This is a genomic window from Mucilaginibacter sp. cycad4 (assembly GCF_034263275.1).
Taxonomy (GTDB): Bacteria; Bacteroidota; Bacteroidia; order Sphingobacteriales; family Sphingobacteriaceae; genus Mucilaginibacter.
This window is the reverse complement of record NZ_CP139559.1, coordinates 822,621-848,144: the sequence shown is the minus strand read 5'-3', so window position 1 is coordinate 848,144 and position 25,524 is coordinate 822,621. Positions and strand designations below refer to the sequence as shown.

Here is a 25,524-nt window from a genome sequence, read left to right as displayed (position 1 = left end):
GGGTTTTGCAGAATACGACAAAAAATAAGTGTCAAATTCACTTTTATTTTTTCCGGGAAGCTTTTCCGGCGATGGCGTACTACCCTGATCAAGGCAGGGCTTATTTGGAGGAGTTTTTCTCAAACTCGTTCATACGATACGAAATTTGAAAACTGGCGCGGTGTTTTTTGATAAAATCAGACGGGTTGATGCCGTATTGTTTGAAGAATTGTTCGCGAAAATATTTTACATCACTAAAGCCAACCTGGAACGCGGCTTCATTAACATTACAATTGGTTTGGATCAATAATTCGGCAGCTTTGCGCAGGCGCACAAACCGGATAAAATTATTAACCGACTGCCCGGTGATGTTTTTAAGTCGTTTAAATAAGGTTGCATAGCTAATGCCAATCTCTTTGGCCAACACATATACATCAAATTGGTCATCGGCAAAGTAATGCTCAATCACCGAAATACAATTATTCAGAAAATCCTTGTTTTCCTGCGAGATACTGCGGCCGGTGCTTTTCTTGGTAACTTCCTTATAAAAATAGTTTTGAAGCTCGGTTTTATTGCGCAATACACTTTTTACCCGTGCAATAAGGAGTTCTTTATCAAAAGGCTTGCGTAAAAAATCAATAGCGCCCTCCTCTATACTTTTTAACATGATATCCGGCGTTGTATCGCCGGTTAAAAGTATAACGGGGATGTGGCTTATGGCCTGGTCTTCCTTTACAATCCGGCACAGGTCAAGCCCGCTGATACCATCCATTACAATATCGCTTATAATTACATCAGGGATATGTTTTTTAATCAATTCAAGACCTGTGGTACCGTCCTGGGCCTCGATTACGTTATACCCCGGCGTAAAAATCTTTTTGATGTATGAACGGATCTGGTCATTATCATCAATCACCATAAGTGTATGCCTGGCCGAACTGAATAACTCTAATGCAGCCAGTTCCCCTTCTTCCGGGATAACATCTTTGCTATCACCATCAATAAGCTCATTCACATAGGTGTAGTCCGGCACCATATCGTCAACTATAGCATCCCCGGAAAAATGGGTTTTACCCTTTGGCAGTTTAAGCACAAAAGTGGTACCGCCATCAGGATTGTTGAAGTAGTTGATATTACCTTTATGACTTTCAATAAAAACCTTAACCAGGTATAAACCTATACCAAAACCTTTGCGGAAATAGTTTTTATCCTTCGCCTGGTAAAATTTATCAAACAGCCTGTCGCCGGCCTCGGCATTTATACCTATGCCGCTGTCCCTTATTTTAAAATACACATGAAGGTCGTCCTGTTCAATAATAATATGAATAGTACCACGGTCGGGAGTAAATTTTATAGCGTTTGAGATGAGGTTAAACAGGGCTATTTCGATCTTCTCCAGGTCGCCGTATACTTCAATGCTTTCGGTGCCGCTTTCCAGGCTATAATTGAGCTGTTTAATTTTGGCCTGCTGAATAAAGCACGAATAAACCTCATTACATAAGCTCACAAAGTTTAATTTGCTCACTTTTAGCGATGCATTTTCACTTTCCGTTTTTCTGAAAAGCAATAAATGATCAACCAAACCCAGCAGGCGGCGCGCGTTGCGGTATATCGTGCTCAACTCTTCGGTATTGCCTTTGCTTTGATTAAGGAGATCCTTTATCGGGTTAATGATAAGTGTTAGCGGCGTCCTGAACTCGTGCGATACATTGGTAAAAAAAGTCAGCTTCTTTTCGTTAAGCTCTTTTTCTTTCTCCACCTGCAGGTTGGCCAGTTTCACCTTAAACCTGAGCCGGGCCTGGTTTAATCTGTACCTGTAAAACGCGTAACCTATGGCAACTATTAACGACAGATAAATTAAATAAGCCCACCAGGTGCGATACCAGGGAGGCAGAACAATTATCTTAAGGGTGATGGGTGCCGCCGTCCATTGCCCTTCTGTATTGGTGGCTTTGACTTTAAGGATATAAGTACCCTCGTTAAGGCGCGAAAAATAAGCCGACTTTAGTTTACCTACATAATTCCAGCCATGGTCCCAGCCTTCAAGATAATAGGCATACGAGATCTTTTCAGGGAAGGAGTATTCGAGCGCGGTGTAACTGATGTTCAGGGTGGCCTGGCTAAACGGGATAGTTACTTTTTTTAATTCATTTAACGGCAGCTTTTGCGCATAGCCACTGTCGAGTTCGATGGATACGTTGTTTATTTTAAAATCAGAAAGCATGAGCCGGGGCTGATGTGCGTAAGGCGCAATGCTATCGGGCGAGAAAAGATTGAACCCTTTTATCCCACCGAAAAGCATTTTTCCCGATGCCAGCTTTAGCGCTGCATTATAGTTAAACTGGTTGCTTTGTAACCCATCGGATGCATTATAATTGGTGATCTTTTTTGTTGTTACATTAAAGTTAGAAAGGCCGTTATAAGTACTGCACCATAAATTCCCGCTGTTATCTACCAATATATTCAGCACAGTGTTGCTTGGTAATCCTGCCGATTCGGTATATCTTTTATACTGATGGGTGTTGGTATTATATTGAAGCAACCCTCCGCCTTCGGTACCAATCCATAAATTGTGTTTATTATCATCGGTAATAGCCCTGATGGCCTGACCGATAAAATAAACCTGGTGTTTTTTATGCTGAACATCTATTTTGATGAGACGGCTGTAATTTCCCGCCCACAAATTACCCGCATGGTCTTCAAAAAGCGCGTGGATATTTACCAGGCTGTTATCAAAAAGTTCAAACTGATCTTTTCCACGGTTGTACAAGAACAAAGCACCTCCCCAGGTGCTACCAGCCCACAGGCGATGCTGTGAATCTTCATAAAGCTTCCAAAAATTCCGTTCCTCCTTTTTATCTACAGGGTTATAGCAACTATAATGTTTAAACCGTCCGGTTGCATTATTAAACGCATCAATACCACCGTTAAAGGTTGCCACCCATATTTTGTTGGTATAGTCGTTTAAAATACTTACAACAAAATTGCTGCTGATAGCTCCCGGAATATTTTGATGTACATAGGCTGTAAAAGTATTGGTACTTGTATTCCAGAAATTTAGCCCTCCGCCATCGGTGCCAACCCATACATTATGCTGTTTATCTTCGCAAAACGACAAGATAAAATTATTGATAACGCTATTTTTATTAAAAGCATCATGTGCAAATACATGAAATGAAGCCGGCTTACGATCAATAATGTTTACACCACCCCGTAAGGTTGCGATCCAGATCCGGGATTCATTATCCTCATAAACAGCATCAACGGCACCGCTGCGTAAACTATTGGGCGTTTCGCCCGCATTGATATAGGTGAGGGTATTGGCCGCCGGGCTCCACACTTTGATCCCTCCGCCGTTAGTTGCGATCCAGATATCGCCGTTTTTTGTTGTGGTGAGGTTAAAAATATTGTTGCTGATCAATTTGTTGAGCCCATTATCAAGCCTCGTAGTTTTCAGGGTAACGGGATCATACATCAACAATTCATTACCTGCGCCTGCAATTACTTTACCTTTTCCATCAATGGTCATACAGCCTGCATATGCCAGCTCAGGAGCTACGATTTTTATCTTTTCAGCTGCGGCATCGTACCTGCCAAGCCCAACCCCGTTTACCAGTACCCAGATAGTGCCCTGCTTATCTATCTGGGCAGCAATGGTATTAAACCGTTGTTTTTTTGCATCATACAAGATCTCCTTGCCGATGGTATCTGTTTTCCCAAACTTCAGGAAGCCATATGTCCCATTGGTGGCGAAAACATTACCCGACCGGTCGGCGACTATTTCATTGATGTTAAACCCGATTTTAACGGGCTGATGCTTTTCATTATAACAGTAAAGTGCATGAAAGCGGGAATCGGCATAATCAAAATACATGAGCCCTTTTTCAGTTCCTGTATATATTCGTCCGCCGCAGGCATTGATGGATTTAATGTGATTATTAACCAGCGAATTTTTATCGCCCCAAATATTCCTAAAAACCTTAAAGGAGTAGCCATCATAACGGTTAAGTCCGTCATAAGTCCCCATCCACATAAAGCCATATTTATCCTGCGTAATACAGGTTACGGCGTTATTTGAAAGGCCATCTTCAATGCCTAAATATCTAACCGGAAAACCCGGGCCTTTTGCTGAGGTTATAAAAGGATAACATAAAAAAGAAATAAGCAAAAAAACCTTTAATCGCTGAAACATTAGCCGGGTAATCAATAACTGGTTATCTCCAAAGATATTAAAATGTAACAGCCTTTCATTCGCAGATTTTATCCTGTTTAGGCACGGCAGGAATAACAACACGGCAAAAGCGTATCAAAATATACAAAGAAAATAACCCTATATTGAAGACAAATAATTAACAATTAATTATATTTGAGATATTATAAACCGGTTCTTAATAAAACATTTATTGTATATAGTTATCACCCTTAAAATAAGGGAATGCAATAATTATGCATTTAAGTGATCGCATAATTATTGCAGGTTATACTGCTTATTAAAAACATTTGATTAAACATTTACCTGCATTGACTAAGTATTTATTTGTTTTTTATGTTTGCCTGTGGGGGCTTACTTCCCGTGCTCAAAATATACTCCGGGTTGATAAAACTGTTCAGCAACATAAGTTTACCCTTAACGAGGTAAAATACCTGCAGGATAGCACGGGGAAGCTAACTTTCCGGGATATACAGAAAATGAGCTCCTCGTTTACCGAAAACAGCTCATACTACCCCAGCAATCACCATAAAAACTCCACCTACTGGTTCCGCGTATGCATGTACTTTAGCGAACCAGTGAACAACAACAGTATCATTGAGCTATTTGATCAAACAACCGATGAGGTAATGGCTTATATGCCTGATACAACAGGCGGCTATATCAAAAGTGAATCGGGCGCTAACCTTAATTTCAGCAGCAGGCTTTTTCATCATAAAAACTTTGAGTTTCTGATCGGAGATACCAAACCTGGCTATCATACTTATTATTTCAGGATCAAATCGCACAATACGGTGAACGTTATCATAGTTTACCGCACCATTAATTACTTTATTCATTATGCGCTTAATGAATATTTAACCTACGGCTTGTTTTATGGCATGATCCTCATTTTTTGTTTCCATAACCTGCTTATGTTCCTCGCAGTTAAAAAGAAACAATACCTCTATTACGTATTTTACATTTTAAGCGTGGGCCTTTACGAAATGAGTGCCGATGGCATTGCGTTCCAATATTTATGGCCGGGGGCGCCTGGTTTAAATAATTACGGTAACGGCGCCGCCCTATATTTTACCAGTATTTGTGCCCTGATATTCAGCAAAGAGCTATTGCAGGTTAAAACAAAAGCACCGCAGTTTAACAGGCTAATAAATTATGTGTTATTGCTGCGCACTACCTATTTTCTGTACTGCCTTATTTTCAACAATTCGTTGTTTGTATATAAGTTTGTTGAAGTGATCCCGTTATCGCTGGCTTTTGCTACCGGTGTGTATATCTATAAAAACGGCTACAAGCCGGCCCGCTTCTTTGTGCTGGCCTACTCGATATTGTTTGTGGGCTTTATTGTTAAAGCACTCACAGCTCTTGGTTACACCTATTTTTTACCAGCCCCTATAAGTTACTATAGCCTCAGCTTTTGTTTTATTATTGAGATGGTATTGTTATCATTTGCCATTGGCGACCAGGTAAGGATCCTTCGAAAAGAAAAAGATGCAGCCCATGAAGAAACCATAAGGCAAATGCAGCTAAACAGCCAGTTAAAGGATTCGATTAACGAAGAACTGGAGCGTCAGGTTGAAGTCCGCACGCATGAACTGGTTGAAAAATCAAATGAAGTAAGGCAACAAAGCCAGATCATCGAAAACCAAAACAAGGAACTGTTGCGGGCCAATCTGCAATTAGAGAAGCAGGCAGGCGAAATATTACGAATGAATGTTTTACTTGAAAAAGATAATGTTCAGCTGAAAACCAATATTGAAAAGGTTACCGAATCACGTGCTCTATCTACAGAACTGGGTTATGAAGAATTCAGCGCCAAGTATCCAGACCAGGAAACCTGTTTTAAATTCCTATCGGCTTTAAAATGGAAAGATGGTTTTATTTGTACCCGCTGCTCGAATACAACGTATTGTGCCGGAAGGCTGCCGCATAGCCGCAGGTGTACCAAATGCAGTTATGAAGAATCGGCCTTGCATAATACCATATTTCAAAACAGCCGTATTCCCATTAATAAGGCTTTTTACCTTACTTATCTTATTTACAGCACTAACGGTACCATATCATCGCACCAGCTTTCCGAAAAGCTCGATATCCGGCAAAGCACCTGCTGGACCTATGCCATCCGCATAAAAAAAGTGCTGCAGGAAAAGAAAAAATCGCGAAAGAAGAATGATCAACAAGGTTGGACGGTGTTGGTGATGTGATTTATTTGATCTGTTTTTTCCCTACTGACTTTGGCTTTACGTCGAGGTTCCCTCAGGGTCTCTCATAGATTTAGGTTTACCGATAAAATCTAAATGAGTACTAAGCAGCGGTTACAAGGTAAGTTACGATTACGAGACTCCGCTAGAGTCCATTATTTCTTTAAACTTTGTCTATAAACACGTGGCCTCTCTGAGGCCGCTTGGCAGGTCAGCCATACTGATCTGTCTCGTCCTAAAAAAAGTTTACATTTTATGAGATAGTCCTGTTATGTATTTACAAGTGTAGTGATGTCCTGTGATACGTTTACAATGTTAGTGTTTTTGCGATAATAGTTCTTCCACAATTTTTGAGGTAGCAAGCTTTTATCATGCACATGTTGGGGCGTTAGCAGACCGATACTGAAGTGTGGCCGGTGTTTGTTATACAACTCGATAGCTCTATCCAGTAATTGTTTTGCTTGTTGCTTATTCTCAGGCCGGTGATGCTTAAGATATTCTTCTTTAAGAATGCCGTTCATTCGTTCAGCAACGGCATTCTCTAATGGGTCACCGTTCTCGGTCATACTGATCTTGATGTATCTGTCCTGTAATAGCTTTACATAGCTTTCTGTGCAATATTGCACTCCCCGGTCCGAGTGATGTATAAGTGCCTCCGGCAATTGTTCAGGCAGGTCTTTTAAAGCCATTTTCAAGGCCTGTATCGTTTCGATCGTTTCTAAGGTATCAGCCAAATGATAGCCAACTACTTTGTGCGAATAAGCGTCCGTTATCAAACTGATGTACAAATGTTCTTCTTTTACTTTCCAGTAGGTGATATCGCTTACCCACAGTTGGTTAGGCCTGACGACCTCCAGGCTGCGTATGATATTCGGCCATCTGTTGAACCGGTGACCCGACCAGGTCGTCACATGCCGCCTGCGGCGTTTCTTTACTAACAGTCCATTAGCTGACAACAGGTCGAACAGTGCATCCCGTCCCATTTTAATGCCATGATCAAGCAAAAAAGGGTGCAGCTTTTCATAAAGCTTCCTGCCACCCATTGCCCGGTGGTCTTGGCGAATGCTGACAACCTCCTGCAATATAAGTGTATCCTCTATTCCAGATGCTTCTTGTTGCCAAAAGTGCTGATAATAGGCCTGACGGGTAATACCAAGTAACCGACATAATCGTACAAGGCTGATCCTTGTATACATGTCTTTCATCTCATGGATCACTTGGTATCCGACTTTTTTCGGATAGGAATATTAAGATCACGTTCAGCAATCTCGATCATACGCTTGTACATTTCACTGCGAAGCTGCTCATCTTCAAGCTGACGTTCGAGTTCTTTGATGCGTTGTTGTTCTTGCGACAAGGCACCTGTAGGCGGATCTTTATGGGGCTTCTTTGCGGGCAAGGATAGTGGTTTTACTGATGACAAATATCTGTCTTTTTCCGAAACTTCTGCATAACCTAACTTCTGCATCCAACGCGTTATGCCACTATGTATCTTGATATCATATTTCCTCAACAACGCCTTTTGACTAACACTGCCAGCCAAATACTCTTTGATAACTGAATGCTTAAATTCAAGTGAATAATGTCCTTTTCCATCAATAATGATCTTTTCCATGTAGTTTATTTTTGTGTAAACTCATTTCAGGACAAGACAATCTGTTATAAAATATTGCCAGCCCCATTGGGGCAACGTGTTTATAGCACATTGTCTTGTCCTGAAATGAGTTTACACAAAAATAAACTACATGGAAAAGATCATTATTGATGGAAAAGGACATTATTCACTTGAATTTAAGCATTCAGTTATCAAAGAGTATTTGGCTGGCAGTGTTAGTCAAAAGGCGTTGTTGAGGAAATATGATATCAAGATACATAGTGGCATAACGCGTTGGATGCAGAAGTTAGGTTATGCAGAAGTTCCGGAAAAAGACAGATATTTGTCATCAGTAAAACCACTATCCTTGCCCGCAAAGAAGCCCCATAAAGATCCGCCTACAGGTGCCTTGTCGCAAGAACAACAACGCATCAAAGAACTCGAACGTCAGCTTGAAGATGAGCAGCTTCGCAGTGAAATGTACAAGCGTATGATCGAGATTGCTGAACGTGATCTTAATATTCCTATCCGAAAAAAGTCGGATACCAAGTGATCCATGAGATGAAAGACATGTATACAAGGATCAGCCTTGTACGATTATGTCGGTTACTTGGTATTACCCGTCAGGCCTATTATCAGCACTTTTGGCAACAAGAAGCATCTGGAATAGAGGATACACTTATATTGCAGGAGGTTGTCAGCATTCGCCAAGACCACCGGGCAATGGGTGGCAGGAAGCTTTATGAAAAGCTGCACCCTTTTTTGCTTGATCATGGCATTAAAATGGGACGGGATGCACTGTTCGACCTGTTGTCAGCTAATGGACTGTTAGTAAAGAAACGCCGCAGGCGGCATGTGACGACCTGGTCGGGTCACCGGTTCAACAGATGGCCGAATATCATACGCAGCCTGGAGGTCGTCAGGCCTAACCAACTGTGGGTAAGCGATATCACCTACTGGAAAGTAAAAGAAGAACATTTGTACATCAGTTTGATAACGGACGCTTATTCGCACAAAGTAGTTGGCTATCATTTGGCTGATACCTTAGAAACGATCGAAACGATACAGGCCTTGAAAATGGCTTTAAAAGACCTGCCTGAACAATTGCCGGAGGCACTTATACATCACTCGGACCGGGGAGTGCAATATTGCACAGAAAGCTATGTAAAGCTATTACAGGACAGATACATCAAGATCAGTATGACCGAGAACGGTGACCCATTAGAGAATGCCGTTGCTGAACGAATGAACGGCATTCTTAAAGAAGAATATCTTAAGCATCACCGGCCTGAGAATAAGCAACAAGCAAAACAATTACTGGATAGAGCTATCGAGTTGTATAACAAACACCGGCCACACTTCAGTATCGGTCTGCTAACGCCCCAACATGTGCATGATAAAAGCTTGCTACCTCAAAAATTGTGGAAGAACTATTATCGCAAAAACACTAACATTGTAAACGTATCACAGGACATCACTACACTTGTAAATACATAACAGGACTATCTCATAAAATGTAAACTTTTTTTAGGACGAGACACATTAAAGGAATGTCTTTTCGGCTCCGTAGGCGCCTCGTATTGAAATTCAGGCCGGGAAATTTTGTGGGTAAACTTAAATCTATGAGAGACCCTGAAGGGACAATAAACCGAGCGACAATAAAAAACCTCTTTGCATGACTAATAATTCTGCTGACTAAAATCAACGGCAATGAATCTATTGATCTGCCAGCCGGAATTTCCATCCCCAGGGAGATAGCCACCCTCCCATTTTCCATCTCCCAAATTCCATTTCCATTATAATAAAACAGGCTTTAACCACCTCCCCGATCCCCTCAAACTGTCATTTTTTAAATTATTTTCACTTTTTTTTCTTGTTCACAAAGCGTATCAGCTGCAAAAGCAAACCGGGTGTAACCCGCTGTAAATACGCCACTTCAACGTTTGAGTTTCTCGTTATCAAAACGTATCAAAATCCATTTAAATATCTTAAAATCAATAACTTACATACAATCAACCTATTGCATTATTGGTTTATTCCACGTTAAATTTACCCCCACCAATTACCAATTAGTAATACGCTTAACCAACAAATTGTCCATATGAAGTAAAGATTGCACAGCAGTACCTAACTGCATTGCTATGGTGTAAACCAGGTTTACCTATAGCCTATTCCGGCAGCCAATGCTGCTTAACCAACTAAACAGCAATTAATTATGAAGAAAAAAATTACGCTAATTTTTGTTTTACTTATTACAATACTAACACGGTCCTTTGCACAGGACGTTACCGTGAAAGGTATTGTTAAAGACAGCCAGGGTCTGCCAATACCTGGCGCCACTGTAAAAAACAAGTCAACAGGTGCCGTAACGGTTACGGATATAAAAGGCAGCTATTCTATTACAGCCAATAGCAACGCAACACTTATATTCAGCTTTGTGGGCTCTGCCACACAGGAGCAGCCAATTAAAGGCCGCACAACAATTGATGTAACACTGGCCGATGCCAACAAACAACTGGAAGAAGTTGTAGTAATAGGTTACGGCACACGTGCCGTTAAAGATGTTACCGGTGCCATCAGCAGTGTTAAGGCCGAGAAACTGGAAAATGAACACCCGGCCAGTGCTACGGATATTATCAGGGGTAATATCCCCGGTATTTCTGTTGGCCTGAACACTTCGGCCAAAGGCGGCGGTACGGGCGATCTGCAGATCAGGGGTAAAGCCTCTCTTTCGGGCAACGTTCAGCCTGTTATAGTATTGGATGGTGTTATTTATCCCGGTCAGCTGGCTGATATCAACCCTAACGATATCGACCGTGTTGACGTACTGCGTGACCCCAGCGCTCTTGCCGTATACGGTGCGCAATCGGCAGGTGGTGTTGTAGCTATTACCACTAAAAAAGGTAAAAAAGGCGGTACGCAGATCACCCTGAATGCCAATTTTGGCATAGCGCAATTGCTGCAAAATCAAAAATATTATACGGGCGATGGCTTCCTTAACTGGCGTGCCGACGGAGCCCGCAGCTCTAATACTTCAAACCCTTATTATTATTACAGCAATCCTAACCAGTTACCTGATGGCGTTACGCTTGATCAGTTTCTTAATGGTGCCAAAGGCGATCCAACTACTATCTGGCTGCAGCGCTTAGGCTTATTCCCGAACGAGATTGCCAACTACCAGGCCGGAAAGATGACCGATTGGTCAAAACTGATCTTCCGCAATGGCTTTCGCCAGGATTATACAGGTAGTTTCTCCGGAAGTTCAGAAACAGTTAAATACTACGTATCCGGCAACTACACCAAAAACCAGAACCTGATACAGGGCGGCCAGTATACCGACGGCCGTTTCCGTGTAAACCTGGAAGGCAAAGCCGCTAAATTTTTAACCCTTGGTGTAAACGCCCAGTTTGCAAGCCGCGACGAAGGCGCCGCCAGCACGCCGCTCAGCAACCAGGGTATTGATGCTACCGAAGCCGACTGGACCCAGATCATCAACTCATCCCCGTATGGCGACGTTTATAATGCCGATGGTTCCTTACGCCGGATAGATACTGACGATAGCGGCTTGAACCAGCGTAACCCTTTCCTGGGTAACCGCTACAATCAAAACGTAGCGGTTCAAAACACCCTGTTCTCTGTACTTTTTGCCCGTCTGGATCTCCCTTTCGGCATTAAGTATACGGTGAATTATGCGCCAGCCATCGAATCGTACCGGAACTTCTTTTTCCGTCCCGTAGCTAACCCTAACGAACTTTCGGGCGGTACTGCTATCCGTACACAGGAAAACCGGTACAGGTATAACCTCGATAACATCTTAAGCTGGAACAAAACATTTGGCATCCATAGCTTTGATGCAACCTTCCTGCTTAACAAAGAAAAATATCAAACCTGGTATACCAATGCTTCAAATACACAGTTAACACCAACCGACATCCTGGGTTACCACAACATAGGTGCCGGTAATTTACCTGTTGAAAGCAGCGATGACCGCATTTATAATGCAGATGCCATTATGGGAAGGATCAACTACACCTTATTAGGCAGATACATAGTTACCGCCACTGTACGCCGCGATGGTTTCTCAGCTTTCGGTTTGGAACATCCGCGGGAGGTTTATCCTTCGGGAGCAATTGCCTGGGTATTCAGCGATGAAAGTTTCATGAAAGGCGATGCTTTTAAATGGCTGGATTACGGTAAATTACGTTTCAGCTACGGTGCAAACGGTAACCGTACTTCAACTACTACTGCCGATCCTTCAATTTCATTGGCTGTATTAGGTGGCGTTAAATATCCAACGGCAAACAACTCTGGTACAGTTACCAATAACAGCGGTATTTATGTAAGCACCCTGCAAAACGCTCAGTTGAAATGGGAACGCACCGTAGGACCAAACATCGGTCTTGATTTCACCATATTGCACAACAGGCTTAGCGGCTCTATTGATGTTTACGACCGTAAAACTACCGACCTGCTTGTTAAACGCAGTATTCTTGATGTTCAGGGCTACAATTCATTAAACATTTTGCCGGGTGGCGCTAATAACTCCAACCCGTATACCAACATTGGCCAGGTTAACAATAAAGGGTTTGAAATTTCACTTGATGGCAAGATCATCAAAAGCGAAAACTTTAACTGGAATGCCAGCGGAACGTTTTTCTTAAATCGCAACAAAATCGTTCACCTGTATGGTGCATTCCCGGTTACCGATGCAAATGGTGTTACTACCAATGTCGAAAAAGACGATATCGGCAATGGCTGGTTCATTGGTCACGATATAAACGCTGTTTGGGATTACAAAATCCTGGGCGTATGGAAAACTGCAGATGCTACCGAAGCTGCTAAATATGGCGCTAAACCCGGTGATTTTAAACTGCAGGACGTAAACGGCGACTTTAAATTCACCAACGACGACAAGCAATTTTTAGGTTCAACCAATCCACGCTTCAGCTGGTCGTTACGTAACGATTTCAATTTCCTTAAACATTTTGATGTATCGTTCCTGCTGGTATCAAGCATTGGGCAGCTAAGGCAGTATAACCAGGCACTGAACAACCCCGGCAGCGTAGGTTTTGCGCGTATGAACTCGTACGTATTACCTTACTGGACACCTGATAACCAGATTGATGATTATGCACGCTTAAATTCAGGTTCATCAGGCACAACCATTAACGTTTGGCGTAAAGCTTCGTTTGTAAGGCTGCAAACCGCTTCTATTGGTTACACTTTCAGTCCGCAACTGATTAAACGCCTGGGTATCTCAAGCGCCAAATTATTTGTGAATGCAAGCAATGCCGCTGTGTTTTCAAGCTGGCCGCTTTGGGACCCGCAAAACGGCGGCCCTACACCAAGATATTTATCAGCCGGGTTTAACGTAGTTTTTTAAAGGAGGGATTTAATACATGAACAAGATAAACAAAAACATCGTGGCTGCAGCTTTAACAGCGGCAACCATATTTATAACCGGGGGCTGTACCAAGCGGGCCGATCTGTATCCGCAGGCACCTTCTAAATTTACACCCGACGTAACTTATACTTCACCTGCTGCATTTAAAGCTGCTTTGGCTACCTTAAATGTAAGCGTCAGGTTTGAGTATTTTGGCGACTCGGCCCCATTGCTTACCGAATCGATATTTACTGATGCTGCCGTTGAGGGTACTACCGATAAAACCACACCTGCACAGGATCTGAACGCGCGCATCACCCCTACCGCCAACTTAAACAGCGACGATTATAACAAGATAGGCCGTTACTGGAGCGCCTGGTACCAGGGCATCCATGACTGTAACGTTATTTTATCAAGGATAGATAACATCAAATGGCCATCGGATGCTGATAAAAACCTGGTAAAGGCGACGGCTTTATTTCACCGGGCTTACCGTTACTATCGTTTGGTTCATGAGTTTGGCGATGTGCCATTGCTGCTGAAAGAAGAATCCGCCGTAAACACTGGCTACTTCAGCACACAACGCATCGTTATCCTGAAACAAATGAAAACCGACCTGGAGTTTGCCGTAGCTAACCTTACCGATGCAAATGCTAAAGGCGATATTTCAAAAGGGGGAGCTGCCCACCTTTTAGCTAAAGTTGATTTAGCGCTCGGTTTATTTGATGACGCTATCGCGGCAGCTAACATTGCAATCAACGGCCCGTATCACCTCATGACCAATCGATTTGGCATAGTTGCGGGCGATGCTTCAAAAAACATTATCTGGGACCTTCATCGTCCCGAAAACAAAGCATTGGGAACAAATGCCGAGGCTTTATACGTAGTGCTCGATCGCGAAACGCTTGACGGCGCTACGCCAAACGGATCACAGGTGATGAGGAACTGCGTGCCTATGTGGCATAACGGCACTATCCTTACCCCCAGCGCATTAAAACCAGGGATCTCAGATAAGGTTACCGAAGAATTCCCGCTTACTTTATGGTATGGCCGTGGTATTGGCCGTTTACGCGGTACGCCTTATGCTACCAAATACATCTGGACGGATAATACCGACTTAAGGCATGCTCCCGGTAACTGGATGAACATGACCGATTTGGTTTATAATAGCCCAGCCATTAAAACCTCCGATCCTGCATGGTATGGTAAGCATCTTGAGCAATATACCGATGCTAATGTTAACCAACGCTTTCTGAACGGAGCAAAAGATACCATCCGTGCCTGGTTTGGCTGGCCGCATTATAAAGTGTTCATAGGCTCGGGCCCCATTGCGCTTGATAAATGGTGGAGCCCTCCCCGCGGTACTAACACCGACTGGTATGTTTTCCGCTTGGCAGAAACCTACCTGCTGCGCGCCGAAGCCTACGTATGGAAAGGCCAAACCGCACTTGCCATGGATGATATCAACAAGGTAAGGGCACGTGCAAATGCACAGTTGTTAACCGATCCGGGCAAAGTTAATATCGGCACCATACTTGACGAACGTCAAAGAGAACTGTATTGGGAAGAGCCACGTAAAACCGAGCTTACCCGTATCGCTTTCATCTTTGCGCAAACAGGAATTGCCGCTTACAACGGAAAAAGCTACAACGTGGCTAATTTTTCCACAAGTAACTTCTTTTACGACAGGATCATGGAGAAGAACGACTTTTACAAAAATCCTAACGTTGTAACCAACTCGGGTAATCACTTCACCATTTCGCCATATCACGTTTTATGGCCTATCCCGCAAAGCGAGATCGACCTGAACGTAAATGGCCATATCAACCAGAGCAAAGGATACGCGGGCGCCGAAACCAATATCCCTCCGCTTGATAAAATAGTACCTTAATTTTTTGAATTTGTAACATTTGAGCCGGGCGTTAGTCAATTGACTAACGCCCGGTTTTTTGTATTATGTAGATTTAAAAGCATAAATAATTAACCGGGAGCACATTCATTTATTTGTTTTTTTTACATATTTAATCATTATTTAAACCTGATATCGAAAAATATGGGCCTGTTCAATATCCTTCGTAACGAATTTATAGATGTAATAGAGTGGGTTGATACCACCCAGAATACGCTTGTGTGGAAATTTCCGCGCCACGACAATGCCATAAAAATGGGTGCAAAACTCATTGTTCGCGAATCGCAGGCGGCTGTTTTCATGAATGAAGGACGTATTGCCGATGTATATGCTCCCGGCACTTATGAGCTTCAAACTCAGAATATGCCTTTGTTAACTACTTTAATGAGCTGGAAATATGGGTTTGAAAGCCCCTTTAAGGTTGATATATTCTTTGTAAGCCTGCGCCAGTTCACCAATCAAAAATGGGGAACTAAAAACCCGGTAATGATCCGCGATGCTGAATTTGGACCGGTACGGCTGAGGGCATTTGGTTCGTTTAACTTTAAGGTTCAGGATCCTAAAGTATTTATTAAGGAAATCGCTGCCACTAATCCTGATTTCATCATTGAAGATATCAATGAGCAGTTGCGTAACACCGTTGTTTCGCGAGGGATGGATGCTGTAGCCGAATCAAAAATAAACGTTCTTGACCTGGCAGCCAACTACAACGAAATGGGCAAATTCATAACAGAATCTATCCAGCCCGATTTCGCTGAACTTGGTTTAAACCTAACCAAACTATTAGTCGAAAATATCTCCCTGCCGCCCGAAGTTGAGCAGATGCTTGACAAACGCAGCGAAATGGGCATATTAGGTAATCTCGGCGCTTATGCACAATTCCAGGCTGCCAATGCTATAGAAAAATCTGCCGAAAATACCATTGGTGGTAACTTGGGAGCTGCCGGTATGGGTTTGGGTGTTGGCGCAGCGATGATGGGCCAGGTTGGCAATATCTTTCAGCAAAATCAGGTTACTCCTAATAATACCGGTAGTGATGTTCCACCTCCTCCACCCCTTCCGGGCATCCAATATCATATTGTCAAGGACGGGAAATCAGACGGGCCACACTCCCTTAACGAGATCAGCACTATGGTTGCGGGCGGGGCCTTAAGCAGGGAGAGCATGGTTTGGAAAAAGGGCATGGCTGCATGGGCGGCCGCATCATCTGTTGAAGAAATAGCCGAATTGTTTAATAATGTACCTCCGCCGATAGCCTGATCTGCAACTATTCCTAAATCTATATTTTCCAAATGAACAACCAGGTTAATCCATCAGCTATAAACAATTCTTTAAATTGTTCGGGCTGCGGGGCATTACTGCACTTTAATCCCGGCACTCATAACTTATTGTGTGATTATTGCGGCGTGAGCAACGCTATTGAGAATGCCCCCGATAGCCGCGACATTGCACCTTATGATTATGAGGAGTTTGTTACCGGTATCGATAACAATAAACAAAGCGCCGATCTGAAGGTGGTAAATTGCAAAAACTGCGGTTCGCAAACTATTCTCGATCAGTTTGTAACCTCGGATAAATGCCCGTTTTGTACTGCTCCCCTGGTATTGGATCTGGAAAGCGGACAGCAGTATGTGCCGCCTCATTATATTTTACCATTTGCCGTTACCCAACAACAGGGTGTTGATTTCTTCAAAAAATGGCTTAAAAGCCTTTGGTGGGCACCAAACGACCTGGCTAAAAAGGTGAGTGATGCATCATCAGCATTAAAAGGTGTTTACCTGCCCCATTGGACCTATGACACTTATACCATAACCGATTATAGCGGTGAGCGTGGCGATTACTACTATACTACCGAAACCTATACGGAAACTGTTGACGGTAAAACACAAACCAAAACCAGGCAGGTACGCCATACCGATTGGTCATATGCCTCTGGAAGAGTGGAGTGCGATTTCCGCGATTTGATGGTACCCGCCAGCAACTCATTACCCGAAAAAACGCTAAACAAACTTGGCCCCTGGAATTTTAATATGCTGGTTAAGTTTGATGAACGCTATATGAGTGGTTTCCGTTCCGAAACTTACCAATTAGACCCGGAACAAGGTTTTACTAAAGCAGCAGAACAAACCGTTGGAACTATAAATTCGGCCATACGAGACGACATAGGCGGAGACGAGCAAAGAATAGACAGTACTGATACCCAATATCTCGATAAAGCTATAAAATACCTGATGCTGCCGGTTTGGGTAAGCGCTTATAACTATAATAACAAGATTTATCAGTTCACAGTTAATGCCAGTACCGGTGAAGTTATCGGCCAGCGCCCGGTAAGCGCCATTAAAATTATCCTGGCCGTGCTGTTTGTAATAGCGTTGATAATAATTGGGGTGATCTTATATCAAAACGCGCATACTGCATAAAAAGCTACCCTAAGACACAAAGCATCCAATCATTTTTACGTAGAAAAACATAATTGCGTCCCCTATAGACAAGCTCCCTTTCCAGCCCTTGCCTGTCGTAATTTGAATGCGGGATACGCATATGATACGTCTCTACATTTTAAAAAGATCATTTTTAACAAGCTTCTTTACCCATCCGAAATAAAAAATGAAATAAATTTGCGTAACTCACAGGTTACACATATATTTGAGTAACTTAAAAGTTACCTATCATGGCAAAGATTATTCAACACCAATTATTTTATCCGCACCCACCCGCAGTGGTTTGGGAATTTCTAACCGATCAGGAACTGATATCGCAATGGCTTATGCCCGGCGATCTGAAACCTATACCGGGCCATGAATTTCAGCTCAGGGCCAAACCGATGCCGGAGATGGATTTCGACGGGATTTTTTATTGCAAGATCCTGGAGGTTATCCCCTTAAAAAAGCTCTCCTATTCATGGAAATTCGGGCCGGGCAATGGCGAACTAAGCAACTCGACAGTGAACTGGACGCTAACTGAAAAAGATAGCGGCACCGAACTTTTGTTGGTACACCGTGATTTTAAAGACTCTGTAAATCCGTTGATGTTTGAATCGATGGAAAAAGGCTGGTTAGTGCTTATCAACAAAATGCTGCAAATTATAAACGCAGAAAAAGATGGAACAGCACGGGCTTGATGTATTCCAGGTAATTGCCGACCCAAGCAGAAGGCAGATCCTGCACCTGCTTTCAAAAGACAGCCGTACAATAAACTCACTGGCCGAGAACTTTGACATGAGTCGGCCGGCCGTTTCAAAGCATATTAAAGTGCTTTACAATGCCGGATTTATCTCCATACAAGACATCGGCAGGGAAAGGCATTGTGTGTTAAAACAGGACGGCTTTAAAGAATTGCAAGCCTGGTTAGCCTACTATGATAAATTCTGGGGCGATAAACTGGACAAACTGGGAGCTTTAATGAACGATAAAATGAACAGAAAATGAAAGATCAGGATTTAACTATAACCATTTCGGTAGATAAAACCCCAAAAGAAGCTTTTGATGCCATCAATAACGTTCGCGGATGGTGGTCGGAAGAAGTTAAAGGCGGCACAGAAAAACTCAATGACGAGTTTACCTACAAAGCCAGGGACCTTCACCGCTGTACCATGAGATTAACAGAAGTTATCCCCAATCAAAAAGTGGTTTGGCTTGTACTGGACAACTATTTTAGTTTCACCCAAGACCAAACCGAATGGAAAGGCACCAAAGTGATTTTTGAAATTTCCGAACAGGAAGGGAAAACACACATCCGTTTCACACACCAGGGCCTGGTCCCTCAGCATGAATGTTATGAGGTTTGTTCAAACGCCTGGACAGGTTATATTACCGGCAGCTTGTACAACCTCATTACTACGGGTAAAGGAGAGCCTAATCCTAAAGAAAGTTAGGAACAATGTAAGGTTTTAATATCCGGTCAAAAGGATGAACTGCGTCTCCTCGCCGTCAGGTTGAGTGTCAAATCCCGCTGACGCTGAAAGGAATAATTACAAAAGCAGTTGAAGACTTACGAAGTTTGAAACTTCGTAAGTCTGGATTCAACGACCTGTCATGCGTAAGGACAACGCACCTTCTTCGCCTTAATGCTCGACCTTACAAATTATAAAATTTCATCCCAACCTTATACTACTATAAATTAGGGTTGGCGTCCTTTTCAGATTGAGGTATCGGGAATAACAAATGGTTATCATCAACGGTGACACCAACAACGGCCATTGCAGCTTTTAACTTTCCTAAGCGTAAAAGATCCCAGCGGCGTTGTCCTTCTCCGCAAAGCTCACGTGCCCGTTCGGCCAGTAAAGCATTTATAAAAGCATCTCCGGTAGGTGTGTTTGTTAAATTCAACTGATCTGTAGGTAACGATAAACCTGCCCTTGCCCTTACTATATTTATTCCGCTAAATTTGTTAGGGTCGGCCGGATTAATATTATTCATAGCCTCTGCTTGCAACAGGTAAACTTCGGCCAAACGTAATACAAACCAATCCGACCTGGAATTATTATCCTGTTTCCACTGGCTGTCCCTGAATTTATAAATAAAAGGGGTTACAGTTTGGGTTACGCCCTTACTGTCAACGGCCTGGTTAGATATGCTATAGGTTTTACGCACATCCCTGGTGCCATCCGGAAAGCCATTATTGAAAAAGTTATTTTGGGCAAAAAATGATCCGTACCCGCCTAATACCGTTGGATAAAACATCCGTAATATAATATTGCCAACGTTTGGCGCTGTCCCGAACCGCACGGCAAAAACAATCTCTTTGTTATATTTATTATCCGAACTGAAGATACTGGCGTAATCGCTAAGTAAACTGTATGAGCCGTCATTAATTACCTTATTACATTCGGTGAGCGCATCCTGGCTATCGGTAGCCTTTGCTGCATCTGATTTGGCCCGCGTTAAAAATACCTTTGCCAATAAAGCAGCTGCCGCGCCAGAGGATACCCTTCCCTTATTGGCTGCCGCGATATTTTTCTCCACATAGCAATTGGCTTCCGCAAATTGAAGATCGGCAACAACCTGGTCATAAAGTGCTGCAATAGAAGCTTTTTTAGGATATAGGTTTGGATCGGTAGCCGTAACCGGCTCTGTGATAAGCGGCACTTGTCCAAAAGCCGTAAGCAGGTTAAAATATCCTAAGCCACGCAAAAAACGGGCATTACCAATAATATTTGCCTTTTCAACCGCATCCATCGAAATTGGCGGAACATATTTAATAACGTCGTTGGCATTTTTGATCATTTTATAATCATTGATATACCAATTGGCAATTTCGCCGTTTACGGCGGCAAAGGTGTGGTTGGTTAGCGAGTTCCTGTCGGTTGATGAGCCGGGTGCAGCATACATCAAATCCGAAGCATTATCCGATACCGTGTAAACCGTACGCTGATAAAAGGTTTGAGGCTGCATAGTACTAAAAACACCGTTTAAAGCCGCAACTGCATCGCCCTGGTTTTTGTAAAAATTTGTGGGCGTTAAAAAGCTGTATGGCTGCTCGGCAAGAAATTTCTTACACGAGGTAAGGCTGAACGCAATTATCGCAACAGCCATTAAAATTCTTATCTTCATATAATGATATTTGATATGTTTTTATTTAAAATCCTAATTTAACCCCCAACAAAAGGGTACGTGGCGGCGGATATGAATTAACATCGGCCCCGAGGTTTAAATTCTGACTGCCTGGGTTCAGGTTCTGTGTACCCGCATTCAGATTTTGTGCACCAAAGCTGTTTATTTCGGGGTTATAACCTGTGTATTTTGTAAAGGTGTGTAAGTTTTGAACCGTAAAATATACTGTTGAGGTCTTAAACACCCGAGATTTTGGCGAAACCGGTACATTGTATGCCAGCGATACTGTTTGGATCCTTAAATAACTTCCGTCTTCCAGGTAGTTATCTACCACACCTGCATTACGTATAGACGTGCTCAGAACTCGCGGGATGGCATTGCTGGTTCCGGGACCATTCCAGGCATTAGCCATATAGGTATATACGTTTGCTGTAGTGCCATTACTGTGCGCATAACTGGTAAGGTTAAGCACTTTATTACCTTGTACCCCCTGTGCAAAAATGGTAAGGTCAAAGTGTTTGTAGGAAAAGGTGTTATTGACACTATAAATAAACTTCGGAGCCGCCTGCCCTATAATTTCCCGGTCGTTGCCATTAATGATCTTATTTCCGTCAACATCGCGGATTATGGCATCCCCCGGCACTACGCCTGATATACCTGCAGCGGCAATTTGCGCCGGGGTTTGATATACGCCATCAAAATGATAGCCATAGAAGGACCCGATTGGCTGACCAATCCGTAAAATGGAAGGGGCAAGACCATTGGTTACAATGTATGGGCCTGTGCTGCCTACCATGATATTATTGGTGCCGTTCATATCCAATACTTTGTTTTTGTTTGCGGCGTAAGTAATGGTGGTTGACCAGTTGAAATTTTGCGTCTCGATGTTTCTTGTATTTAAAGAGAGCTCGATCCCGTGGTTCCCTACCTTCCCTGCATTAAGCAGGATGCTTGAAAAGCCCGACGACTGGGGTATCGAAAAATTAAGCAACAGATCGCTGGTTGTTTTGCGATAGTAATCGGCAGTAAGGCTAATGCGGTTATTAAAGAACCCTACATCGGCGCCAACATCAAAAGAAGCGGTAGACTCCCAGCTTAATTTTGGATTGGCAATGTTATTTGGCGATACGCCAACCACGCGTGTTGTAGAAGTACCTAATGAGTAGCTGTTAATGGCATATTGAGATAATGATTGATAAGAGCCTATTTCCTGGTTACCGGTAACCCCGTAGCTCGCCCTGATCTTCAGGTCTGAAATCTGTTTTATATTTTTAATAAATTTCTCTTCCGATGCTCTCCAGGCAAATGCTCCGGACGGGAAATAACCCCATTTTTTGGTTGCCCCAAAACGCGAAGACCCATCAGAGCGCATGGTAAAAGTAAACAGGTACTTTTCCATTAACCGGTAATTGATACGGCCAAAATAGGAAGCGATGGTATTTTTATAAGTGTTGGATTGTGGCGTTAAAACATTGGCGCCTAAAGCCAGGTTATCGGTGCCTAAGTTATCTGTAAAAAAGCCCTGGGCGCTGCTGCTGAAAGCCTTGGTTTTAAACTCCTGTAATGAAACACCTGCCACGGCATCAATTGCATGGATCTTGTTAAATTGCTTATTAAAAGATAATGTGTTTTCATTTAGCCAGCTATAGCTGATATTATTTGATGAATAAGCCGATCCGTTGGTTTGCTGCCCGATGTACATGGTAGTGGGCAGGTATGAATTTTCGTTGGTGTTATTATAGTCTACCCCAAAACTGCTTTTAAATTTAAAGCCGGGAATAAATTCATACTCGCCAAAGGTATTGATCAGCCCGCGCGAATTAGCAATACGGTCTTTGCCCAATTCCACAGCGGCAACCGGGTTTCCATAAGTGCCAACATATGCGGCCGGCGCATTTGCAAATGTATATGCTCCGCTTGCATCTTTTACAGGTACAATAGGGCTCATACTCAGGGCGCCGCCGGCAGCGCCATACCCTACTCCTGTTATACTTGGGTCAACCGCCTGTACATTATATGATATTTGAGAAGAAAAGCCCATCTTAATCTTCTTACCAATATTTCTGTCAAGGTTTAAACGGATCAGTTCGCGCCTGAAACCGGTGGCCCTCATAATACCGTCCTGATCAAAATGGTTCAGGCTAAGGTAATACCGGGCTTCGTTGGTACCGCCGTTAAAGCTAAGCTGATAATTTTGAATAGGCGCAGTGCGGTACAGCTCATCCTGCCAGTCGGTACCTTTCCCAAATCCGGCAATCTGCTCATCTGTATAAGGCAGGGCTTTGGCGGTGGCCGGGTTAGCCGCGTTGTATTCGGTATAATATTGATTCAGGTATTTGCCAAACTGTGTAGCATCCATCAGCGGAATTTTACGGGCGATGTGCTGCAAGCCAGTGTATGATTCAAAGTTTATATTATGCTGCCCGGCTTTCCCCTTTTTTGTGGTGATAAGTATTACCCCGTTAGCACCGCGGCTACCATAAATTGCCGTTGCGGAAGCATCTTTTAAAACTTCGATAGATTGTATGTCGCTGGGGTTGATGGAGCTTAGGTTTCCAACACCTGCAAAGCCATCTATAACATATAAAGGTTCATTACCCGAATTTATTGAATTGGTACCCCGTATGCGGACAGAAGTAGCGCTGCCGGGCTGCCCGTCTGATTGTGTAAGCTGTAAACCGCTCACCCTTCCCTGTAACATTTGATCGGCCCCCAACACCGGTGTTTTATCCAGATCTTTTCCGCTTATAGAAGCAACTGAACCGGTAAGGTCGCTTTTACGCTGGGTTCCGTATCCAACCACAATCACTTCACTCAGTTTCTGGCTGGCTTCATCTACCTTTAAAACTATATTGATTTGCGTTTTTGTACCAACCTCTACAGTTTGCGAAAGATAACCGATATATGAAAACACCAGAGAGGCCCCCTCGGGCGCCGATACACTGTATTCGCCACCTGCATTGGTTACCGTACCGGTATTTGTACCAAGTACCTTTACACTTACCCCCGGTAACGAGTTGCCCTTATCATCAAGTACCTTTCCCTTTACATCTATGTTTTTAATAATGGAGCCTTTCAGGGCTATAATTACCAATCCGTTATCAGTTACCTGGTAATCAAGGCCGGTATCTTCAAGGATCTTGTTTAATACATCGAGCAACGGCACATTGTTAACATCAAGTGTAATTTGCTTGTCTTGCGGCAACAATTGTTCGCTGTATAAAAAGCGGGTTTTTCCCTTTTGCTCAAGTGTATAGATGGCTTTTTTCAGCGACGCATCTTTAAGGTTAAAACTAACCTTTGCATTTTGCGAATAACTGTTTGCCGATACATCCAAACAAAACAGAAAAGTCAGAACAAAAATCCAGTTAAGCATCAATAAAAATTTTCGGTAATGGGGCACAGAAAATACTTTATCATGAAGTATTTCTTTTTTCATAATTTTACGGTGTTAATAATTAAATAATCGGTTAGTTATCAGCAGCATCCTGTTGCTGATTAATGGATCGATGCATAGCGGGGAATATTCGAGCATTTCCCGCTTTTTTATTTCAATCCTCTTCTTTAGTTAATGGTCACTACGTCATTGGCGGTTATCTTAAATTTAAATGGCCTTATTATTTGCATTCCTGTTAATGCCTGGGTTAGCGTTTCGTTTTCAAGAATACCCGTAAACCTATAGTTGGCCACGGTTTTATTATTAATTTTAAAGGTTACGTTATACCACTTCTCTAACTTCGGGGCCAGTTCTTCAAAAGATTCATCTTTGAAAACCAGCTTATTTTGCACCCATGAGGTCTCTTCAAAATAATCTTTGTTTGATATTTCAACCGGTTCGATGTTTTCTATAACCATTTGGTTATGAATTACCGGGGCAAGGCGTTTATCTGTATGCTCATTAGGCACATTTTCATTTAATGCTAATTTTTCTTTGGGCCGCAGCAAAATCTTCCGTTGCGGGTCGCTGTTAAGCGATAGTTCTATCAATCCCCTGATGAGTGTTGTCTCAGTAACAGGGTCATTAGGATATGCTTTGATATTAAAAGCGGTACCTAAAACTTTTACAGCTATTTTTTGAGTATGTATTATAAAAGGGTGCTTTTTATCTTTAGCCACATCAAAAAAGGCTTCGCCATACAACCTTACTTCCCGGCGGTCTTTATACAGCATGGAATCATTATACTGAAGCTTACTGTTGGTATTGAGCCAAACATTAGTGCCATCCGGAAGTACTATTTTTTTGCGCATTCGTTTTCCGCATACAATTTCTGTATCGGGTACATATGCAGCATTGGTGTTGTTTTTATGGTATAAGAGGTAAAAAGCGAAACTGCTTATCGCAATGAACGAGGCGGCTATCAGCCAACGTTTAATAAGGCTCTTTTTTATTGTGGCTGGCTGGCCTGCATCTTTATATCCATCAAATTCATAACTGTATTTTTGCTCGTGCAGGTCAAAGGCTTTATCTATATCAGTTTCTTCCGGAAGTTCATTTTTAAAAGCAATCTGGTTTAACACTTCTTCGTAATACAAAGCCTCGGGAAATGATAGCAGCCATTCATCCAGTTCCCGAAGTTCCTGCGGAGTGGCCTCACCGGCCAGTTTCCTGGTTATTAACTGTATAATCCTTTCCTGCTCCATCAATGATGAAATGTTTGGTGATAAGCCCCAAGGACAACAGAAACAAAAATTCTCC

The 25,524-nt window shown here is 42.8% G+C and carries 16 protein-coding genes; 10 read left to right on the top strand and 6 right to left on the bottom strand.

Translation table 11 applies throughout. The annotated features are described in order from the left end of the window. Positions 1–100: 100 nt before the first annotated feature. The gene (locus tag SNE26_RS03560) at positions 101–4,171 is read right to left on the bottom strand and encodes a two-component regulator propeller domain-containing protein (RefSeq protein ID WP_321557997.1); all 4,071 of its coding nucleotides are present in this window, start codon (positions 4,169–4,171) and stop codon (positions 101–103) included. Between the two features lie 329 nt (positions 4,172–4,500). On the opposite strand from SNE26_RS03560, the gene SNE26_RS03555 reads away from it, so the two are divergent. Then, entirely contained in the window at positions 4,501–6,393 is a 1,893-nt protein-coding gene (locus SNE26_RS03555) for a 7TM diverse intracellular signaling domain-containing protein (protein WP_321557996.1), read from the top strand. Positions 6,394–6,659: 266 nt separating this feature from the next. Here SNE26_RS03555 and SNE26_RS03550 read toward each other — a convergent pair whose 3' ends face one another. Both SNE26_RS03550 and SNE26_RS03545 read right to left on the bottom strand, forming a co-directional pair. Continuing rightward, on the bottom strand, positions 6,660–7,595 hold the full coding sequence (locus SNE26_RS03550) for an IS3 family transposase (RefSeq protein WP_321554647.1): 936 nt from the start codon (positions 7,593–7,595) through the stop codon (positions 6,660–6,662). An 8-nt stretch (positions 7,596–7,603) separates the two neighbouring features. Beyond that, positions 7,604–8,005: a hypothetical protein gene (locus tag SNE26_RS03545; RefSeq protein WP_321555051.1), complete on the bottom strand. Its 402-nt coding sequence runs from the start codon at positions 8,003–8,005 to the stop codon at positions 7,604–7,606. Between the two features lie 130 nt (positions 8,006–8,135). On the opposite strand from SNE26_RS03545, the gene SNE26_RS03540 reads away from it, so the two are divergent. The 9 genes from SNE26_RS03540 to SNE26_RS03500 all read left to right on the top strand — a co-directional run bounded on the left by SNE26_RS03540 (position 8,136) and on the right by SNE26_RS03500 (position 19,150). Then, the gene (locus tag SNE26_RS03540) at positions 8,136–8,537 is read left to right on the top strand and encodes a hypothetical protein (RefSeq protein WP_321554648.1); all 402 of its coding nucleotides are present in this window, start codon (positions 8,136–8,138) and stop codon (positions 8,535–8,537) included. A gap of 8 nt (positions 8,538–8,545) precedes the next feature. Continuing rightward, on the top strand, positions 8,546–9,481 hold the full coding sequence (locus tag SNE26_RS03535) for an IS3 family transposase (RefSeq protein ID WP_321554647.1): 936 nt from the start codon (positions 8,546–8,548) through the stop codon (positions 9,479–9,481). Between the two features lie 718 nt (positions 9,482–10,199). Further along, positions 10,200–13,367: a SusC/RagA family TonB-linked outer membrane protein gene (locus SNE26_RS03530; protein ID WP_321557995.1), complete on the top strand. Its 3,168-nt coding sequence runs from the start codon at positions 10,200–10,202 to the stop codon at positions 13,365–13,367. 16 nt (positions 13,368–13,383) lie between these two features. Next, positions 13,384–15,258 carry a RagB/SusD family nutrient uptake outer membrane protein gene (locus tag SNE26_RS03525; RefSeq protein WP_321557994.1) on the top strand — a complete coding sequence of 625 codons (1,875 nt, stop codon included), beginning with the start codon at positions 13,384–13,386 and terminating at the stop codon, positions 15,256–15,258. Between the two features lie 162 nt (positions 15,259–15,420). Continuing rightward, the gene (locus SNE26_RS03520) at positions 15,421–16,536 is read left to right on the top strand and encodes an SPFH domain-containing protein (RefSeq protein ID WP_321557993.1); all 1,116 of its coding nucleotides are present in this window, start codon (positions 15,421–15,423) and stop codon (positions 16,534–16,536) included. A gap of 32 nt (positions 16,537–16,568) precedes the next feature. Further along, positions 16,569–17,696 (top strand): hypothetical protein, encoded by a 1,128-nt coding sequence (locus SNE26_RS03515; protein ID WP_321557992.1) that lies wholly within the window; start codon positions 16,569–16,571, stop codon positions 17,694–17,696. A 251-nt stretch (positions 17,697–17,947) separates the two neighbouring features. Continuing rightward, positions 17,948–18,397, top strand: coding sequence for an SRPBCC domain-containing protein (locus SNE26_RS03510; protein WP_321557991.1), 450 nt, complete (start codon positions 17,948–17,950; stop codon positions 18,395–18,397). Next, positions 18,378–18,704 (top strand): metalloregulator ArsR/SmtB family transcription factor, encoded by a 327-nt coding sequence (locus SNE26_RS03505; RefSeq protein ID WP_321557990.1) that lies wholly within the window; start codon positions 18,378–18,380, stop codon positions 18,702–18,704. Before SNE26_RS03510 ends, SNE26_RS03505 begins: the two co-directional genes overlap by 20 nt. Continuing rightward, positions 18,701–19,150 carry an SRPBCC domain-containing protein gene (locus tag SNE26_RS03500; RefSeq protein ID WP_321557989.1) on the top strand — a complete coding sequence of 150 codons (450 nt, stop codon included), beginning with the start codon at positions 18,701–18,703 and terminating at the stop codon, positions 19,148–19,150. Before SNE26_RS03505 ends, SNE26_RS03500 begins: the two co-directional genes overlap by 4 nt. 238 nt (positions 19,151–19,388) lie before the next feature. Here the strand turns inward: SNE26_RS03500 and SNE26_RS03495 are convergent, their stop codons facing one another. The 3 genes from SNE26_RS03495 to SNE26_RS03485 form a co-directional block, all read right to left on the bottom strand. Continuing rightward, positions 19,389–20,828 carry a RagB/SusD family nutrient uptake outer membrane protein gene (locus SNE26_RS03495; protein ID WP_321557988.1) on the bottom strand — a complete coding sequence of 480 codons (1,440 nt, stop codon included), beginning with the start codon at positions 20,826–20,828 and terminating at the stop codon, positions 19,389–19,391. A gap of 25 nt (positions 20,829–20,853) precedes the next feature. After that, positions 20,854–24,267 (bottom strand): TonB-dependent receptor, encoded by a 3,414-nt coding sequence (locus tag SNE26_RS03490; RefSeq protein ID WP_321557987.1) that lies wholly within the window; start codon positions 24,265–24,267, stop codon positions 20,854–20,856. Positions 24,268–24,392: 125 nt separating this feature from the next. Then, complete coding sequence (locus tag SNE26_RS03485; protein ID WP_321557986.1) at positions 24,393–25,469, bottom strand: FecR family protein; 1,077 nt, start codon at positions 25,467–25,469, stop codon at positions 24,393–24,395. Positions 25,470–25,524 lie beyond the last annotated feature (55 nt).